The sequence below is a fragment of the Scytonema sp. PRP1 genome (genome assembly GCF_036697665.2).
Taxonomy (GTDB): domain Bacteria; phylum Cyanobacteriota; class Cyanobacteriia; order Cyanobacteriales; family Nostocaceae; genus Kalymmatonema; species Kalymmatonema gypsitolerans.
In genome coordinates this window covers 38,399-57,897 of the sequence record NZ_JBAHYJ020000113.1, presented here as the reverse complement: position 1 = coordinate 57,897, position 19,499 = coordinate 38,399, and the positions used below count along the sequence as shown (strand labels likewise).

The 19,499-nt window shown below is 44.5% G+C and carries 15 protein-coding genes and 1 pseudogene; 10 read left to right on the top strand and 6 right to left on the bottom strand.

Annotated features, from left to right (window positions below; genetic code table 11):
• Window positions 1-225: 225 nt before the first annotated feature.
• Window positions 226-423, top strand: a pseudogene (locus V5G28_RS29745) (IS5/IS1182 family transposase); the annotation flags it as partial.
• A gap of 156 nt (window positions 424-579) precedes the next feature.
• Here the strand turns inward: V5G28_RS29745 and uvrA are convergent.
• Complete coding sequence (gene uvrA, locus V5G28_RS29740; protein ID WP_332987003.1) at window positions 580-3,474, bottom strand: excinuclease ABC subunit UvrA; 2,895 nt, start codon at window positions 3,472-3,474, stop codon at window positions 580-582.
• Window positions 3,475-3,696: 222 nt separating this feature from the next.
• On the opposite strand from uvrA, the gene V5G28_RS29735 reads away from it, so the two are divergent.
• Window positions 3,697-4,404 carry a Uma2 family endonuclease gene (locus V5G28_RS29735; protein ID WP_332987002.1) on the top strand — a complete coding sequence of 236 codons (708 nt, stop codon included), beginning with the start codon at window positions 3,697-3,699 and terminating at the stop codon, window positions 4,402-4,404.
• Between the two features lie 76 nt (window positions 4,405-4,480).
• On the opposite strand, the gene V5G28_RS29730 is transcribed toward V5G28_RS29735, so the two are convergent.
• Window positions 4,481-5,371 carry an alpha/beta fold hydrolase gene (locus V5G28_RS29730; RefSeq protein ID WP_332987001.1) on the bottom strand — a complete coding sequence of 297 codons (891 nt, stop codon included), beginning with the start codon at window positions 5,369-5,371 and terminating at the stop codon, window positions 4,481-4,483.
• A 145-nt stretch (window positions 5,372-5,516) separates the two neighbouring features.
• Between V5G28_RS29730 and V5G28_RS29725 the strand changes: the two genes are divergently transcribed.
• Window positions 5,517-5,903, top strand: coding sequence for a Uma2 family endonuclease (locus V5G28_RS29725; RefSeq protein WP_332987000.1), 387 nt, complete (start codon window positions 5,517-5,519; stop codon window positions 5,901-5,903).
• Between the two features lie 170 nt (window positions 5,904-6,073).
• Here V5G28_RS29725 and V5G28_RS29720 read toward each other — a convergent pair whose 3' ends face one another.
• Entirely contained in the window at window positions 6,074-7,729 is a 1,656-nt protein-coding gene (locus V5G28_RS29720) for an IS1182 family transposase (protein ID WP_332986999.1), read from the bottom strand.
• A 901-nt stretch (window positions 7,730-8,630) separates the two neighbouring features.
• Between V5G28_RS29720 and V5G28_RS29715 the strand changes: the two genes are divergently transcribed.
• Complete coding sequence (locus V5G28_RS29715; protein ID WP_336231474.1) at window positions 8,631-9,962, top strand: YcjF family protein; 1,332 nt, start codon at window positions 8,631-8,633, stop codon at window positions 9,960-9,962.
• Window positions 9,963-10,208: 246 nt separating this feature from the next.
• Here the strand turns inward: V5G28_RS29715 and V5G28_RS29710 are convergent, their stop codons facing one another.
• The 3 genes from V5G28_RS29710 to V5G28_RS29700 are packed head-to-tail and all read right to left on the bottom strand — an operon-like array spanning window position 10,209 to window position 15,797.
• Window positions 10,209-10,484, bottom strand: a complete 276-nt coding sequence (locus V5G28_RS29710) for a hypothetical protein (RefSeq protein ID WP_332986997.1) — start codon at window positions 10,482-10,484, stop codon at window positions 10,209-10,211.
• A gap of 50 nt (window positions 10,485-10,534) precedes the next feature.
• A complete protein-coding gene (locus V5G28_RS29705) occupies window positions 10,535-14,218 on the bottom strand; it encodes an AAA-like domain-containing protein (RefSeq protein WP_332986996.1) in 3,684 nt (1,227 codons plus the stop codon).
• A gap of 34 nt (window positions 14,219-14,252) precedes the next feature.
• Window positions 14,253-15,797, bottom strand: coding sequence for an AAA-like domain-containing protein (locus tag V5G28_RS29700; protein WP_332986995.1), 1,545 nt, complete (start codon window positions 15,795-15,797; stop codon window positions 14,253-14,255).
• Window positions 15,798-16,188: 391 nt separating this feature from the next.
• On the opposite strand from V5G28_RS29700, the gene V5G28_RS29695 reads away from it, so the two are divergent.
• The 6 genes from V5G28_RS29695 (at window position 16,189) to V5G28_RS29675 (ending at window position 19,407) form a co-directional block, all read left to right on the top strand.
• Complete coding sequence (locus V5G28_RS29695; RefSeq protein ID WP_332986994.1) at window positions 16,189-16,371, top strand: helix-turn-helix domain-containing protein; 183 nt, start codon at window positions 16,189-16,191, stop codon at window positions 16,369-16,371.
• A gap of 133 nt (window positions 16,372-16,504) precedes the next feature.
• Window positions 16,505-16,852: a hypothetical protein gene (locus V5G28_RS29690; RefSeq protein WP_332986993.1), complete on the top strand. Its 348-nt coding sequence runs from the start codon at window positions 16,505-16,507 to the stop codon at window positions 16,850-16,852.
• 48 nt (window positions 16,853-16,900) lie between these two features.
• Complete coding sequence (locus tag V5G28_RS36930) at window positions 16,901-17,020, top strand: transposase (protein WP_442994305.1); 120 nt, start codon at window positions 16,901-16,903, stop codon at window positions 17,018-17,020.
• A 484-nt stretch (window positions 17,021-17,504) separates the two neighbouring features.
• The gene (locus V5G28_RS29685) at window positions 17,505-17,969 is read left to right on the top strand and encodes a hypothetical protein (protein ID WP_332986992.1); all 465 of its coding nucleotides are present in this window, start codon (window positions 17,505-17,507) and stop codon (window positions 17,967-17,969) included.
• Window positions 17,970-18,028: 59 nt separating this feature from the next.
• A complete protein-coding gene (locus V5G28_RS29680) occupies window positions 18,029-18,589 on the top strand; it encodes a hypothetical protein (RefSeq protein ID WP_332986991.1) in 561 nt (186 codons plus the stop codon).
• 107 nt (window positions 18,590-18,696) lie between these two features.
• Complete coding sequence (locus V5G28_RS29675; RefSeq protein WP_332986990.1) at window positions 18,697-19,407, top strand: hypothetical protein; 711 nt, start codon at window positions 18,697-18,699, stop codon at window positions 19,405-19,407.
• Window positions 19,408-19,499: the final 92 nt, after the last annotated feature.

Below are 19,499 nucleotides of genomic sequence, written 5' to 3'. Positions count from 1 at the left end.
CAAGCCTGGAGCGATATTTAACAAACTCTCAAGGAGAGATGTACCCTGAATTGAGGTAGATTCAGTGTAATAAATATGAATAACAAGCTGAGAATATACGTATGCGACCAGGATATTAGCATCCATCAGTAGAACTATCAGCGCCAGAACAAAGTATCGTCAAGCGCATTAAACGAGCAAAGCTATTTAGGGCTTGCTGAAAAAGTCAGAAAAAAGCAAGATATGGAAGCATTGATCATGGATAGATCTTGGCAGTTGGTAGTGGATTGGATTGATTGTGAACAAGCTCCTTTTTTGCAGGCGACACTTGCCAGATTTCGCACGGCACTAATTATCCAAGGACTCGACCGACGACTAATTGAGAGAACAGTAGAACTCGCGGAACAGAGCAAGGGTTTTGGCTCAAGGCAGTTACGGGCAGCACGCTTATTCCAGCGCCTAATGGTGTTGCTGCACGTGCAATTTTAAGAAGTGGTAATGGTCATAAATATTGGTCAGATTTTTCACAAGAAAAACAGGATGAAATTGAAAAAATAGCAGAAGTTCTAAGCCACCCATAAAACTTAGATTTAGGGTATATTACATTCCACTCACAGACTCTACCCTTGCTGCTGAATACTGCTGTAACACCTGCTTAATATACTGCCCCGTATATGATCTAGGATTCTGTGCCACCTCTTCTGGCGTACCTACAGCAATAACCTCTCCCCCTTTATCGCCGCCGTCCGGTCCCAAATCTACCAGCCAATCAGCACAACGAATCACATCTAAATTGTGTTCAATGACTAAAATTGAATTGCCTTTATCCACCAAACGTTGCAAGACATCTAACAACTTGTGGACATCATAAAAAGATAAACCTGTCGTGGGTTCATCTATTAAATAAAGTGTCTTCCCTGTAGCGCGACGTGATAATTCTGTTGCTAATTTTATCCGTTGTGCTTCTCCACCAGATAAGGTTGTTGCTGGTTGTCCAAGTTGAATATATCCCAACCCCACATCAACTAAAGTTTGCAGTTTAGTCGCTGCTTTCGGAATGTTTATAAAAAACTCCAAAGCTTCCTCAACAGTCATATTCAGAACATCAGAAATAGACTTATCTTTGTACTTCACCTGCAATGTTTCCCGGTTATATCTTGCACCTTTGCAAACTTCGCACTGTACATAAACATCTGGCAAAAAGTTCATTTCAATGACATTTACACCTTGTCCACTGCAAGCTTCGCAGCGTCCACCTTTGACGTTGAAGGAAAATTGCCCTGCTTTATAACCCCTTGCTTTTGCTTCAATTGTTGCTGTAAAAACTTCGCGAATAATATCAAAAACACCTGTATAAGTCGCTGGGTTAGAACGCGGTGTTCTACCAATAGGTGATTGGTCAATGACAATGGCTTTGTCAACACTATCCAATCCCTCAATGGCATCTATGTCTTTAGGAAAAGGAACTTTACGCGTCAGCTGATGTTGCAGTGCGGGGTAGAGTAGTTCGTTAATTAGCGTAGATTTACCAGAACCAGAAACACCAGTGACAGCGACAAGTTTACCTAAAGGTATTTCTACATCTACATTTCTTAAGTTATTGCGGCGGGCATTTTTAATGACTAAACTTCGCCCATTTCCGTCTCGACGTGCATCTGGCGTTGTAATCATTCGCCGTCCTGACAAATACGCACCGGTCAACGACTCTTCCGCTTTCAGCAACGCTTGCAAATCACCTTGGGCGACAATATTTCCGCCATGAATACCCGCATGAGGACCAATATCGACAAGGTAGTCAGCAGCACGAATGGTTTCTTCATCATGCTCTACCACAATTAAGGTATTACCCAAATCCCTTAATTTTGTTAAAGTTCGCAGTAACCGCCCATTATCTCGTTGATGCAAACCAATACTTGGTTCATCCAAGACATACAAAACCCCAGTCAACCCAGAACCAATTTGAGTTGCTAGACGAATTCGTTGCGCTTCCCCACCCGAAAGCGTCATCGCTGGACGATCAAGTGTTAGATAATCTAATCCTACATCCAACAGAAATTGTAATCGCGCTCTAATTTCTCTCAGTACCAAGTCGCCTATTTGCAACTGGCGATCGCTCAACTCTAACTTATCAATCCTCTCCCGACACTCTCGAATCGAGACGCCACTCAAATCTAAAATCCGGTACTGTCCCAACCGCACCGCCAAAGCCTCCGGTTTTAACCGCTTCCCCTCACACACTGGACACGGCTGATCAACCAAATACTGTTCTAACTTTTGCTTAATTAACTCCGAACTCCCCTCATATTGCCTTTGCAACATAGGAAGCACCCCTTTAAACCCTGAGTTCTGCGACTTCTGCGCCTCTGTGGTTCCATACAAAATCGACTCCCGCTGTTCCTCAGTTAACTGACTCCACAGCGTCTGCAACTCAAACCCGAACTCTTGCCCCTGCTTGTACAATAATTCCAAATAATATGAATTATCCTTATCCGACCAAGGAGCGATCGCAGCATACACAGGCGCTTTCGGATCAGGTACCACCAACTCTGGCGAAAACCTTCTTAAACTTCCAATACCATGACAGTGGGGACAAGCACCATAAGGAGAATTAAACGAAAACAAGCGCGGCGATAACTCTTCCATAACCGCCCCGTGTTCCGGACAAGCGAAATTCTCCGAAAATACCAATTCTGAAGGCGATTCTTTTTCTTCTGTATCTTTTATTATCTCAATAACCGCAATTCCACTAGATTGTTTCAGGCAAGTTGCAAGAGAATCAACCAAACGCTCCTGCATACCAGCCTTTTTCACGAGGCGGTCAATCACCACTTCAATTGTATGCGTAACATTTTTATCTAACTCAATTGCGTCTGAGAGCTCTCGCACCTCGCCGTCTACCCGGACACGGACAAAACCTTGAGAGGCTAAACTTGATAACAGCTTGTTGTGAGTCCCTTTTTTCCCCCGGACAACAGGTGCAAGGATTTGAAAGCGGGTGCGATCAGGAAGTTCCAGAATGCGATCGCACATCTCATCGATAGTTTGCGGGGCGATACAGCGATCGCATATCGGACAATGGGGTTCTCCCGCCCGTCCAAACAACAGCCGCATATAATCGTAAATCTCCGTTACCGTCCCCACGGTGGAACGGGGGTTATGGGAGGTAGATTTTTGGTCAATGGAAATCGCCGGGCTTAAACCCTCTATCGCCTCCACATCAGGTTTTTCCACCTGTCCCAAGAATTGCCGTGCATAGGCGCTGAGTGATTCCACGTAGCGACGTTGCCCTTCGGCGAAGATGGTGTCAAATGCTAGGGAAGATTTGCCAGAACCAGAAACACCAGTAAAGACAATCAGGCGATCGCGTGGCAGTTCCAAATCAATATTCTTGAGATTATGCTGCCTCGCACCTCGAATGCGGATTGTATTTTGGTTGTTGGGGTTGGGGTGTGGAAGATGTCCATTTAAGGATGCGGCTATCTGGGTGTTTGACATATCGGCAGGCAACAGAGAAAGCGGCGGGGGCTAAACAGTTCTTAATATTATCATTGTCGCCCTTACCATAGTAGAACAATCGTACTGTTATAGGTGGTGATTGTACCTTCTGGTGTTGGGGGAATTGCCCTTGTCCCCAGAGGCGACCTGAGATAAGTAGTTGAAGGCGATTACCCACAGTTATGCTAGGTTTATCGATGGCATTGATGAGGCAGTCTTACCATGCTAGCCAGTGCAGCCACTTATGAAATTACTTGGGAAAAGTTACCAGATGATTTTGTTTTAGATGACGAGCCAGTGGATAACATTAATCAGCCACTATTAGCTGCGGCTTTAACAGAAAGCTTAGAACTGGCGGTCAGATTACCAGCCAACGCCTTAACCATAACTAACTACGGCATCTGTGCCACTTTAAATAACAAAATCGTGGTGAAAGCTCCTGATTGGGGATTTGTACCTTCTATTAGAGTGCCACGCGAAGAGGTTAAGCGTAGTTATACCCCACAACTCCAGGGTGATTTTCCCGTCATCGTGATGGAATTTCTTTCGGATACTGAAGGCGGAGAGTACTCTAGTAAACCAACCTATCCACCCGGTAAATGGTTTTATTACGAGCAAGTTTTAAAAGTTCCCAACTACGCAATTTTTGAACCAGAAACGGGAGTGTTAGAAGTGTATCGGCTAGATAATTCTGGACAGTATCAACTTCAGACACTAGATGAAAACAATCGTCTCTGGATTGCGGAAATGAACCTGTTTTTAGGTATATGGCAAGGAAGCCGAGAAAATCGAACAGGCTATTGGTTGCGTTGGTGGGATGAACACGGGGAACTCTTGCTATGGGGTTCGGAATTAGCAACTAAGGAACGTCAACGGGCAGAACGATTGGCAGCTCAACTGCGATCGCTGGGAGTAGAACCAGACGTTTGAGGACGTGGTGAAAGGCAATTGCTTTCTGTTTTTTGTTCTTTCCCCCTTAAAAAGTAAGGGGGAAGTTCGTAAGTCCTTAACGAGATGCCAGCCAGTCTACAATTTGCTGATTGACAACATCTGGCACTTCATCATGAGGACAGTGTCCAGCCCCCGGAATAGGCACAATTTTGATATCCTTACCATTTTCCCGTGCTTTTTCGTAAATTTTCGCTCCGGTGATTGGTGTCCAAGGGTCATCTGCACCCCAAACGACGAGCAATGGGCGCTCCACCTTAGGCAAGAGTTCCGTTGGAGAAGGACCAGGAGGCGCAGTGAGGATAGAGGCGAAAACTTGTTGCGCTCCTGGATCACAAGAAGGAGCATAAAGTAAATCTACCAATTCATCGGTGACGGCTTCCCGGTTGCGGTAAACCTGGTATAGGGTACGGCGAATTTGGGCTTTTTGGCGGACGCGGTTAAAGACGAATCCTCCTGCAAGGCGCGATCGCACTAATGAGTTAAAAGCTCCCATTGCAATGCGTAGCGGCGGGTTCAGTTCGTGTGGTCGATGACTCAACCCACCCGCACAGTTAATTAAAACACCACCTGCGGCTACTTCTGGATGTTCCGCCACCACCATTAAGCTCAGAAGTCCGCCGATGGAGTTACCTATAAATATCGCAGGCTCTTGAATGTGTGATGCACAAAAATCCTTGAGCAGTTCCACCCACACTTCCACAGTGTAATTTAACGGTGGCTTATCGGAACCACCAAACCCCAAAAGGTCAACAGCAAAGACTTGATAGCCAGCGGCTGCTAAAACGGGGATATTTTTCCGCCAATGTCCAATCGAAGCCCCAAAGCCATGAACTAGTACTAGGGGGCGTCCAGTACCCATAACGGTGTACTGAATTTTGTAACCCTGCCAAGTCCAAAAGAGTTTTTCAAAGGTAGCCGTTGTTTGCTGCTGGATACTTACAGTCATTGATTAAGATTTTTAAAGTGTGTCCTCATATAGTCATTTTCTCTAATTTCAGAGAATTAGGCACAAAATGCTATTGTTGAACCAGTCCCAGTCGGGTTAAGGTTTCTGCCCTAAGACGCTTTCTCCCAAGGAAGGGAAAATTCATATGCGAATCACGGACATTAGACTTCGGTTAGAACCAGGTCAAAAAGTTACCTTACAGCCTGTTTCTTGGGAAAGATTTGAAGAAATTCTCGTTGAGTTAGGACAAAAGCGGTCATCTCGAATTGCTTATGCCAATGGAATTTTAGAAATCATGGCTCCATTACCAGAGCATGAACGGTCAAAAGTCTTACTTGCAGATTTCGTAAAAACCCTGTTAAAAGTCCAGAAACGAGCATGGGAACCCCTTGGTTCGACGACCTTTAAGCGTCTGGGTATGACAGCAGGTATTGAACCAGATGATTGCTTCTACATCCAAAACTACAAAGCCGTGATAGGCAAGAATCGACTGGATTTGACCAAGAATCATAGTGTAGGGGGTAGGGTGTAGGGTGTAGGGGGGAAAGAGAAAAAACGAGGAAAAATGAACACCCGCCCTACACCCCATTGGTTTCAAGCCCCTGAATTTATGATGCTGTTGGCGAATAAGTGAGGGGTGAAAGCAATATGGTGGGATACCAAAGTAAGAGTGAAAATAGTAAAGAGAAAATCAAATAAAACTTAGGTAAAAGCACTCGGAGCAAGAGCTGCAAAGCGAGAAGTGCGAGTCTTGGCTTTAGGTATACCCTCAAGCCAACTGACAATGCGTGTGAGGTTAATGGCAGTGGCGGTAAGAAGATGCTGTAAGTGTGTCTTAGCTAAACCGATGTATCGGCTACGACGTAACCCAAACCGCACACAAGCTTGGGAAATAGCCCCCTCGACGCCGGCGCGTTGTTGGTAGCGCCTTTTAAACTCGGAAGTAGCTTGTTGGATACGAGCTGCTTGCAAAGCTTGATGCTGGGATTGTGGTCTGAGTTTGAGCAGACGTGGAGCGCGGGCAGCACGGGTACATTGTGCTCGCAGTGGACAGACTCGACAGTCAATCGATGCAAAGCGAACTTCACTCACACAAGTTCCGTCGTTTTCGATGCGTTCACACCAAGCTTTACTGGTATGGCCTGCCGGACAAACAACCGTTTGGGAGTGCCAATCAATGGTAAAGCACTTAAGGTCAAAACCATTGTCACTTTGAGCTTGCCAACTAGTGTCAGGCATCACAGGTCCTGTCAACTCAAGTTGATAATTTTGCTTGGAGTCGAGCAGGTGCTGTGCACTCACATAGTTCGTATCGACAAAATGCTCTTGGGGTAAAAGTGCTTTGTCGGCTAGGTGTTGATGAATGATGGGTGTCATTGCCCCGTCAAAAGTGGTAGCGGCAGTTGTTTCGACATTTGTAATCAACGAAGGTAACTCACAGTCGCAAGTTTCGGTCAAATGTACACTGTAGCCAGTCCAGTTTGTATTTCGTTTTGTACGGTTGCGGGCTTGTATGTCGTAGGGTGACTGAATCAGCAATTGGTTGGGTGGTAAGTCATCTGTTCTCCAACTTAAGTTTTCACCTTGGAGATAGTATTGTTGTACCCAAACCAAACGTAAAATTTCCACTGCACTAACCGAAGCCAGTTCAGCCGGTGTGTTGGTACTATACACCGCCATCAATAACTGATGTCCATCCCGACCGATCACTAAGGCCAAATCCAGTTGTTCTGCTTTCGTCTTAGGTAGACGATACTGCTCAAACCGATGACTATAACGGTCAAACCAATCTTGGCTAACAATCGATAACAACCATTCTGGTGCAATGGTTGCTAATTCATTCAAGCAGTGGCGTAACGTTTCTCCCACACACTCAAGTCGATTTAATTGTCGAATCGCAGCTATCACATGGGTGGAGTCGGTTCGTGCCTTGCCGCGACTTTTGAGCCATCCTTTTTGTTTAAATTCCTCAAGTATCTTCTCCAGTATTTGATGCTCTCGCCCTCGCGCTATCAGCCTGCCACGAAATTCGCTCAATACTGAGTAATCAAATCCGCTATCAGTGATTTCTAACCCTAAAGCATACTTCCAGTCGATTCTCGATCTGACTGCCTCTGCAGCTTGACGGTCGGTTAACCCCTCCGCAAATTGCATCACGCTAATCAACGCCAATTGTCCTGGCGAATATGCACTCTGACCACAATCACTCCGAAATAGCGTTTCAAACTCCTTATCTGTGTAAATCTCTCCTAAACTGTCCCGCATTTTCATGTACACATTTCCTTTCGGGAATGCCGATGTTGCTATCCTTGCCGTTTCTTGTGGTATCTCCCACTCCGATTTTGGATGCACACTCATCTATGTTCCCCCTGTAATGTTGCGCTTACCAGTTTCTCTGCTTGACAGCTATTGTCAGTGCTCTGATTATTTTACTTAAGCACTCTCGACCCTGCTTGACTCTCTAGAGTATCCCTGCCTGCACCAGCCACAAGTGTATTTGAAACACTAGTGTTTTCAACTACTGATTTTTGAGCCAGTTGCAGCAAGAGCGGTGACTGCCCGCTTTAATAACTCGAATACATCACTAGTAAACTTTATAGCGGGCGGTCAGCAACTGGCATCGGGGGGAGTCCTGAGGGCGGGCGGTAGCCCCCCTCGTGCCACTAGGACTCAACCCGACAATCTCCGTTTGTTCCGCCTTTAGTGCCATCATCACGAATAACTTGATTCAACTCTGTTGTATCTCCTTAATTTTTCTTGTCGTGCTTGACCCCTAATTTATTCGCCAACAGCATCATTTATTTATGGAGAAGAAAAAATGCCCAGCAACTTTATTCAAGCCCCTGGATTCATCCATGGGGTCTTCAATGCGTGAATTTTGAATTTTGAATTTTGAATTTGAGCGAAGCGAGTGACGCCAGTCGGCTCAAGTCGGCAGAGCCGCCCACGCGGCTGGCTCCTTTATGCCGGGGAACCCGTCCACCGCACTGCGCTGAAGGCAGGGGAGTGTCAAGCTAACGGCGTACCCGAAGGGAGCGTGCGGTAAAATTTGAGAGTAGAGCCAAAAAGTTGCCCAAAGATAAGCTGACGGTGTAGGAGCTTGTTTGCTATGCTTGGTCAAGCGATTGGCTAATAGGAAGTTCTTTGGGACGTGCGTGTGAGGAACTTTTGGGTATAACAATCTCAATGGTTAACCCCACGAAACGTCCTGAATGATAGACAAAGTCTAGTTAGAATAAGATCTACCTTTTGGATGCCCATGACTGAACAACGTGACGTTGACTCATCGTCGGCTGATTCTCAAGAGTTTAGTGAACCGACGGATGATGTGACGCTCAAGTCGGTCGATGATTCCTGGACAAGCCGCATTGCTGGTGTCTGGAATAACGCAACAACACGCTTGACGCAACTTCTACCAACAGAGCAAGTGGCACAGACCGTTGTGAAATGGTTTAGCGTCAGCGAAGATCAGGTTGCAGAGATTTTGGAGAGAGTTCGAGCAGAACTGCCAACCACAGAAGCTTTGTTGATTGGTAAGCCCCAAGCCGGAAAAAGTTCAATTGTGCGGGGACTGACAGGAGTTTCTGCGGAGATTGTCGGGCAGGGATTTCGTCCCCACACACAACACACCCAGCGCTACGCCTACCCTTCGGGCGACCTACCGTTACTCATTTTTACAGATACGGTTGGATTGGGAGATGTGAACCAGGACACTCAGGCGATCACTCAGGAACTGGTTGGAGATTTGCAACAAAAGAGCCGTCACGCCAAAATCTTGATTCTGACGGTCAAAATCAATGATTTTGCGACTGACACACTGCGACAAATTGCGGCTCAGTTGCGTCAGAAATATCCAGACATTCCCTGTCTGCTAGCAGTGACTTGCTTGCATGAGGTGTATCCTCCTGGTACAGCCGATCATCCGGCATATCCACCAGATTATGAGGAGGTGAACCGAGCATTCGCTGCAATGCAGCAAGCTTTTGCAGGACTATGCGATCGCTCTCTATTGATTGACTTTACCTTGGAAGAGGACGGCTACAATCCTGTGTTTTATGGCTTAGAGGCGCTGAGGGATACCTTAGCAGATTTATTCCCCGAAGCCGAAGCGCGGGCGATTTATCAGTTATTAGATGAGGACACTGGCAGACAAATTGGTGACCTTTACCGCGATGTCGGACGTCGTTACATTTTGGTATTTGCTATCATATCAGCCACGCTCGCAGCTGTGCCGCTGCCCTTTGCGACGATGCCAGCACTGACAGCGTTGCAAGTCTCGATGGTAGGGGTGCTGGGGAAATTGTATGGACAGACGCTGACTCCATCGCAAGCGGGGGGTGTTGTCAGTGCGATCGCCAGTGGCTTCTTAGCACGGGCAGTCGGACGTGAATTACTTAAATTCGTGCCAGGTTTCGGCAGTGTGATAGCTGCTTCCTGGGCAGCCGCCTACACCTGGGCGCTGGGCGAAGGGTCCTGTGTTTACTTCGGTGACTTAATGGGGGGCAAGAAACCTGATCCTCAAAAAATTCAGTCTGTGATGCAAGAAGCCTTTGAGTCAGCAAAAGAACGGTTTAAGGGAATTAAGCGTTGAGAACATCTGTGCTGTGTTATTTGAGTAACAGCACAGATGCTTTTTGAAGAAGAAGTCATTCGTCAGAATGCAATTAATGGGGGATTCTGACCCTTTAATTTGCACGAACTGGACGGGCAGGACAGCAGGGCGAACGCATCTAAAATCAAGTATTTCGGAGTCGGTCGCTCTAAACCTTGATAACTTCGTTGCCTAAATTTTTAATCAACCATGAAATAACTTGATGAAATTCTTTGGCTAACAGGCTTAACCGGATGTATTCGAGTAGGCTGGAGGAATCGTTTTTTCCACCTGACAAAGAGATTGACGAGCGCTCAAATCTGGATGTGATCGCAAATAATCTTTTATCCACATACAACCAGAGTGCAATATCTGGTTACTATCTAAAACGCGATCAAGTTGCCAAAGAATCACAACATCATCTAACCCGGCAGATGCTAGGATTGCTCCTTGGTTCTGGGTAACGGGGTAAAAGGCAACATTCAATGCTCGTTGTTCGTGTCCTTCTAGAGTAGCGTGCAAGATGCCATCTAGCGACCAAAGTTTTACTTTATTATCCCAACCAGCAGAGGCTAAGACGGTGCCCCAGTTGTCGGGGAGTCCAGAATGGGGGGAATGAAGGTGATACCATTTACCCGATCTGTGTGGGCGGGAATGGTGCGAATTAATTTACCGTCTAACGACCACAGTTTAATTGTCGTGTCTTCGCTGGCTGTGGCAACAAACTTTCCATCAGGACTAAAGGCGACATCCCAAATCGCCTCATTATGACTTTTCAGGGTAAATTGCGGCTGAGATGGAAATTTTCCGTTCGCGTCCCGGTGCCAGAGGCGAAGAAACGTATCTCGACCGCCGATCGCTAACCATTGGTTATCATAACTAAATGTTCCAGCATTGAGGCGATCGCGGTTTTTAGGTAGGGACTCACTCAGGGTTTGGATGAAAGTGCCATCCTGCTTCCAGAGTTTGGCTGTGCCGTCCCAACTGATGGAAGCTATTTCTAGCCCGTCGGGACTAAACACCACATCCCGCACTGTTGCGTTATGGGCTGAGATCGTTTTTAAGGGTTTTCCCTGCATCGTCCATAAAGTCAAGGAACCATCATCGCTACCTGCGGCGATCGCCTTCCCATCTGGGCTGATATCCACTGACCAAACCTGTCCCGGTGGCGGGGTTAAGGTGTTGAGCAGTTGTCCGGCTCGATTCCACAGCTTAATGGTGCCGTCAGCACTAGAGGAAACGATTGTTTGCCCATCAGGGCTAATCGGCGTGTGCCAAACAGAGGCACGATGACCCCGCAATACAGTGAGAATATCGCTTTGCCGCTGCCACAGCCGCACCAAGTTGTCTTCACCACCGGAAATCAAACGACGACCATCGGCACTGAAAGCTACTTCCCATGTACCGTTAATATGGGCATACAGGGTTTGATTGACAGTTCGATCACTGTTCCAAAACTTAATTGTGTTATCCCAACCAGCTGAAGCGAGGGTTTGTCCATCGGGGCTAAAGGCGAGAGTCACCACGCTGCTGTCGTGTTCTGTGGCAGTTTCCAATAAAGTGCCAGTGACAGTCCACCAGATAACATTACCAATCCAGTCTCCAGCTACCAGAGTTTGTCCGTCAGGGCTGAAGGTGACGCTCATCAGACGGTTTTTGCCTTTTTTGGATGCGATGGGATTATTCAGTGTCCGAATTTTCTTACCCTCTAGATTCCAGAGGATGAGAGTATTATCATCACTGACCGAGGCTAGGATGTTAGCATCAACAGGACTAAACGCCACCTTTGAAACTGCATCGCTGTGTCCCTTAAAAGTACGAATCAAGCTGCCGTCGATGCGCCAAAGTTTTACTGTCTTGTCGTTACTAGCCGAGGCAATCCATTGTCCGTTGGCACTGACGGCGAGCGATCGCACCCAATCTTGATGTCCGTTGAGTGTTTTAACCAGTGTACCGTCCAGCTTCCACAGTCGCACAGTGCCATCTTGCCCAGCCGAAATTAGTTTATCGCCTTTGGGAGTAAAGGTGACATCAAAGACTTCTCCTTTGTGACCACTAAGTACTTTTACCAATGTGCCATCGCTTTTCCACAGAGTAATCTTACCGTGTTGGTGAGCAGCAGCGATTGTCTGTCCGTCGGCAGTGATGGCAATACCCCGCACTTTTCCCTGTTTACCGTTTAGGCGGTTGCGTTCAATGACTTGAAAGGTGGCACGGCGCAATTCTCGATCTACCTTGGTAAGTAACTCAGCAGGCACATCCGCTAATTTGCTCAATCGAGTCTGGGCTTTGATGGCACTGACTAAAGCATCTAATCGATTCCCAGAGGCAAACTGAGCTTCCGAGACGTTAGCGATCGCTTCAATTTCTCGGAGAGTGGCTTGATGTCTTTGAGCGAAGGCATACATTCCCAAGAAACTGGCGACGACGAAAGCAATACTAACAGTCCCCAGTAACCACTTTTGCAAGCGACTGGCACGTTTTTCTTGTTGCAGTCGCTTTTCAACTTCTTGCAGTCGCCGGAATTCTTCTTGTCGTTTCAAATCATCTAAGTCGGTGCTGGTGCCAAACCACTTGACTACCTGTCCGCTTCCATCCTTGATGGGAATCGCCCGATTGAGAAACCAGCGATAGTTTCCCGCGACATCTTGTATTCTCAGTTGCACTTCATAGGGTGAGTTGGTTTCTAGGGAATGTTTCCAAGCGACAAGGCTATTGGGGCGATCTTCAGGATGAACCAAATCCAGGCGTTTCCAATCTGTCACCTCCGAAAGCGATCGCCCCAAAAAGGTACTTAAGTGCTGGTTAGTATAAGATAGTCTACCATCTGGCTCTACAATCCATACCATCTGGGGCATTGCTTCTGCTAGTTGCCGAAAGAACCTTTCGCTTTCTTGCTGCGCCGCAAATTGCCGCCGGATTTCTTGCTGTTCTGCATCCTGACTAGCGGCCAGAAATTGGTAATCTAAATCGCTGAGGCTTTTGTTTTGCGCCCACTTTTGGGCATCAATTAGAGCTTGTCCCCGTAAAAGCCGGGATGTATCCTGTTTTTGAGAAGCAATCCAAGCTGATACTGTTTCATAGTAGGGACATAGTTGATTTAATTGTGCTTCTACCCATTCCCGATTAAAAACGTCTTGATATATGCGATTGCGGATTTGCAAATATCCTTGATATTTAACTACCAAACCAGAAAGCAGCAGTTCTATCTGTTCTCGACTGTCGTCGGCTGCTACGGGAATAGCTTGTAAAAGTTGCTGATAGATTCCGAGTAATCTACTAATGCGTTGAGTATTGTAAAGCAGGCGATTGCGAATTGTGCGTAAATGCTCTGGTTCGTCTTGAGATTCCCAATTGTTAATGATTTGCGATCGCACTAAACACTCTATCCAATCTGCTTCTTTACCTGGTGCAATTTCCAAAGGTGGGCTAGTTTTGCCGTTGTTACTTTCTAGATTCATCCCTTGGCTGTAATGCTGTTGCTTGGTTATTACCACCAACTGACATAATTTTTGCGTTAGAAATGGCTGTCCATTAGTCCAAGCAATAATTTCTTTAAATACCCTTTGGGGATTGTTCACAACTTGCTCTAATCCCACTACCAGAGGTTGAGCCTCTGCTAATGTAAACCCTTCTAAATTAATAGCAACACCAATATTAAAAGGTGTTTTGAGTTTATTTTGAATTAAATCAGAGGGAGTTGCAACTCCAAATAAAGCAAAACCCAGTCGTTCGTATTCAGGATTATGGACTCTTTGTTGATAACAAGCCCGAATCCACGCATAGAAATCATCTATGCCAAAGCTTAATTGCAGCAAGCTATCAATTTCATCAATGAAAATAAAAATCCGATTGTTACTCAGATTGACTAGCAAAATATCTTCAATAAAATTGCCCAAGCGTTGTATGAGTGAAAACTCAGTTTGTTCTTGCCACCAAGCTGCAAAATCGATTTTCTTAGCTAATCCAAAACTATGCAGCAAGCGGACAATTATCCCTTTATAAAATTGTGTTTGGCTGAGTTCTTGGCTATATATTTGCGTAATATCAATGTAAGCACAACTAAAGCCTTCATTTTGTAATCGTTGCTTGGTATGTACCAGTAGTGAAGATTTGCCTATTTGACGACAGTTGAATACATAGCAAAATTCCCCCGCTTTCAGGGCTGTATAAAGCTCAATATCTGCTTGTCTATTAACATAGTTAGCAGCTTTAGCATTTAGACAACCACCAACTTTATAAATGCTTTTGTTCATAATAGCAAATCATAATTTGCTGAACTTTGTTTAATTACGACATCAGATATTTTTTAAAGAAGTCTCGATATAATTGGCAACTCATTACCCATTTTTGTTGTTGCAATTGAATTAACCCCATATTTTCTAATTGGTAGGCAGTTAACATATCTAAATCGATATTTTTATCTTTTGTTAAAAAGATTTTTATAGTATCTAATAATTGGGTATTTTTTTGTAATTTATTTAATAAATTTTGTAAATGTTGACGATAAATTCCTACTTCTGTGATTGCTGTTTGCAAAATCTCTTCTAAGGTTAATTTATGATAGAGCAGGTGATAAAGAGTAATATTTAGTAATGCTGGATGTCCCCCGATTAATTCCATTAATTGCTGCACTTGCTTGTTTTGTTGCCAATCAATTCCATAGCGGTTGGCTAACTCAATTACTTGCTCAGAAGTAAATTCTGATAATTTCAATGGTAGCCCAATGTTAAAAGGAGATTGATTAATTTCAATAGAAAGACAAACATCTGTTGAATAAACAATCACCAAACGCAGCTTTGTCCATACTTCATCCTGTTGCGCTTCTTCTTGCCACGAACGTAACAGAGGTAAAAATTCATTGGCTAGATCGGGATATTCAAAAATACGCTGAACTTCGTCTAATACTAATAGTAAAGGTTTTTCTAAAGGTGCAAGCAAACATTCTTTTAGATAAAGAGTGCAGCTGAGTTTACTACCTATTTCTTCGTCCCAATGTTTATCGGCATTAAATTCTCTGCCTAATTGACGAGCAATACTAGCAGCTAACCATTGCATGAATAATTGAGGTTTTCGCAAAACATCAATATCAACTTGAGCGATATTGATTTTTGCAGTTTCATACCCTAACATTCTGGTATGAGCTACAATCCGCAACATTAGAGAAGTTTTACCCATGCCTCGACAACCTTGAATGCGAATGACGCATCCAGGTTGCGTAATTTCTTGATATGCTAATTCTTCTAATGGAGGACGAGGAACATAGAATTTAGAATCTAAAGATAAAGGAGCGCAGGGATATTTTATATATTCACTAATCTTTGCTCCATCGTTGTAATCGCTCTGTTTGTTGAGTGTCATTTCATTCTTAATTTTTTCTTCACCGAGAAAGACGGAAACAATTTGAGATGGTGCAGTATTTGGTGTGATTGTTTGTTGTTCCCCCGACAATTCACTTTCTGGTAATAAATCTGCATTAGCTGAATTTTCAGATAAATCTCGATCTATCAGTTGTCTATCTTCTGGCGAATATTCCCGCAGAAAATCCATATCATTGGCATCATAGAGGGTGTAGTCATCTTCATGCAACACTAAATCAAAAGCACTAAAGCAGATTCGCAGGGTACGCGGATCTATCCTCGAATTCAAAGACCATAAACGGCTTAAACTAGAGGTAGAAATTCCAATGCGATCGCCTAATTCTACTTGTGTAAAACGTTTACCTCCTCTTTTTTGTCTCTCTTCTTCCAAAATTGCAGTTTGCAATCTCTTCATCCCGACAGCAGTTAGAACTACTCCTCTTTTTCGCAGTGATTTATTTTTGTCTTCTTTCATTTCTAAATGAAAATTTTAACTTGTTTTCATATTAATTTTGCTCAAAAGCGGTTTCCAGCCTTAAGTGACGTATATGATGTTTTAATGGATGTAATCTAAATATTACCAGATATCTGCAACAGCTTAACTGATGTAAGTGAAGTTTTTGAACTGGAAAAAATCAATTGATTTTTTAAGTAGGTCAACCAAAAAAAACGTAAAATAAATAGACTATAAAAATTAAGTGATAAGTGATGCCTAGGGCGTTAAAAATAATACTAACTGCGGAAGAAGACCTGACACTCAAAGAACTCAGCTGTGCAGATAAAGTACCACGTCGAACCAAACAAAGAGCGAGCCTCATTCGGGAGGAGCTTCGCTAACGCTTTGCGCCTCAATGCCCACGGATGGAATGTACCGTACTATTGCAGAGTATTTAGGTTGGGCACAACAAACGGTAAGGCAGACAATTAAACGCTGGCAATTTCAGGGGTTAGGAGGTTTGTGGGAAGCTCGAGGACGTGGAAAAAAGAGAACTTGGCATGAAGTTGATTGGCAAGTAGTAGAAGAATGCTTGGGACAAAATCGCCGATGAGCGTGCTCGGCAGCTAAGTCAAAAGCTATTTGAGGAACGACAAATCGAACTAGGAGCCGAACAAATCAGGCGACTACTCAAAAAAAGGGGTGGTGTTGGAAACGTATCCGCTACTGTCCGACTTTAAGTCCGAATGCAGAATATTTACAAGCTAAACCCCAAGATTGGGAATTACTCAAGAAGAAGGGCACAATTAGGATTGGTTTGTTTAAAGTACTTGGATGAATCTGGTTGTTACTGCACTAGTCCCACTGATTACACTTATGGACGTAGGGGAGAGCAAAAACGTATTCGACAAAATAGACGACGTGGTAGACGGATAAACATCTTCGGTATTTGGGAGCCGAAATCTAGCTTTGATTACGCTTTGATGCTTGGAACATTGAAAGCACCAACCTATGTCCAACTCATGGATTGGCAAGCTGAATTTGCTGCACACCGCTTACTAGAAACTGGACTTTCTTACCGTAATTATTCATGATAATGCCTCTGTTCACAAAAGTCTTTTGGCTCGCCAGCAGCATCAACGTTGGCACTCAGCTTGCGGTTGTACATCTTTTTTCTACCTCCTTATAGCCCACAAATGAATCGCATTGAAGACGAATGGTTGCATCTCAAGCGCTCCGGAGCTTGCCGCCCAAGTTTTTGAGGATGAATATGAAGAGCGCGATCGCTATTATTGAGGGTATAAAAAACAGAGCCGACCAAGGTCAGTACCAAGTTGAGCGTTTTATGTTTAATTAGGTTGACCTACTTAGTAGTGACAAAATAAAACATGATTAAAAAATAATAAGAAAAGTTTTAAATGCCTATGTAAGTAAAAACAAAATTTGTATATAAAAATACAGAAATTTTTAAGCAAATGAAGTATTTTATTGCCCAATCCTGAGATTACCAAAACTACAGCCTATATAAGAGTGTTTTCAGGTAATTTGCCTGGAAGTAAGTTAACTGATTTATCTGCACTTGAGGTAAATAAGAAAACATGGGAAATTTGAAGCTGTCTAAAATATTGGCGTTGCTCAATCAGAACTATGAAATTCTAAAATTACTTTTTTTTCCTTCGTAGCTTTGTGCCTTAAAAAGCGGGAACGCCTAAAGACGAATGCTTGAGACAATCGTAACCTACAATTATGTCAAACTTTAACTATCACCCTGACATCTGTGTTCTTGTCCTATCATTAATTATTTCCATTTTTTTAATAACAGGATTGAGCGCCATGAAAAGCGTGAAGAAAAAAATCGTTGCTCTTTGTTTTATCACTGCTGGGAGTCTTTTCTGGAGCATGGAGGGGCTAGTTAGCTCTGCTCAAGCTCAAAGCTTTGAACCTGTTTCTATGATCATTTCCCAATCTTCTAAACCTGTCACCTACATGACAGTACTGGACAAAAATACAATCGTCATCCAAATTACGGAGGGCAAATTTCTCTTCCACGGCTATCTGGAGAGAACATCTGGCAATACATTCATTGGCGAAAACGAGCAGGTGCGCGCCATCTATGACCGAGGTACTAAGCAGGTTGTGGTGATTAACAAAAAGACGGGGACTGAGTTTTACAACTACTACTTCTCTGATACCAATGAAGGGGCGCTTTAGGTTAAAGCAATCCAATTTGTAATGATTCTTAAGATTATTTGCACTCTTGAGAAAACAACATGAAAATAAACCGTTTAATTCCGATCGTCGTGAGTTCCCTAATCATTACGATTGCCCTCAATGCCCAGGCTCAAAATGCTGGAGATCCTGTTCGCGGACTTCAAGATTTAGTGAATGTTCGCGGACGAGATGGAGAAGCCATACTCCAAAAGCGGGGCTATAGGTTTCGCTGGGCTGAAAAATCTGATGATTCTACTTATAGCTTTTGGACTCAAACTAAAACCGGTCGGTGCATTAGCGTGAGGACAGAACAAGGTCGCTATGTCTCTCTGGCTGATACCGGAACCACGGCAGATTGCGATCGCGGCGATGCACAAAGTACTCAAAATACGAGCAATTCCTCCCAACCATTGCCAGATCTAATAGGAGCGAGGGCTGGTCAAGCAGAGAGGGAAGTGCGGCGGCGAGGATATACCTATCGCCACAACCAAACAGTGTCAAATAGTTCTGTTGCTTCCTTCTGGACTGAAGGCAACTCAGGCCGTTGTGTAGAAATCGTTACCTCAAACGGTCGCTATAGAAACATCTTTTACGTTGATTGGCATCACTGCGATCAATAATCCCGTTCTGATGTCTAAACTATGATTCGCCGTTAGCCAAACCCCAATTTACCAAACAAGCGTCTTGGTGTTGGTAAGTACCCCCCTTGAAATTAGCCAGAATCTCAATGCAACCAATAAAAAGCTTGCGAATATTAGCCCCTACTATTGTGGGTTTATTAACTCTTACAGTCACTCATCCTGTTAACGCTCAAGCAGTGATTGACACTTTAGACAACGGTAATCTGAGTGTGACTGGTATGAGATCGGGAAGTGGCTGCACAGTCCTTTTTAACCCTCAAGGAGAGATCCTGCAACAAGGACGATCCTGTAGTTCAACAGAAATCCGTAAAGCCCAGGCCGCGATCGATACTTATCTGAGGGAACAAGGCACATCCGATAGTCACAATGACAGATCGGCGCGCCAAAATTTGACGTTGATCTGCTATGGTGAAGGTCGCAAACCGTCTGTTGCAAATCGCTATGCATATGAATGGAACGATCGCCGCCATCGCTACGAACCAAGTAATCGCATAGAGTCAACGACTAGCGACTTCGATTCCGAGGTTCAGGTCGAAATTCGTGGTACACAGGGAAAAATCCATCTCGGCGGAAAGCTCATCGCGCCAATCAATTCAGGCGGTAACAATGGATGGTGGACGCTCGAAAACCTTCAGGTTTCGCCCGATCGCATTACGGGAAGATACCGGATGAACGGGCTAAATAAACCGCGTGTCAATATCGACCGACGCAGCGGCAGAATTGCCATAGATGGGATTGAAAAGTTTCGGGGCGAGTGCAACTCAGGCGATTGGGGCGGCAGCAGAACCCGATTCTAGCCTAGTACGCTATTGGGTTGTAACAAACTTACCATCTTTTGAAGATGCGGCGGTGTTGGAGTTTTTCGAGAAGTCGTCCCGGAATCTGCTTC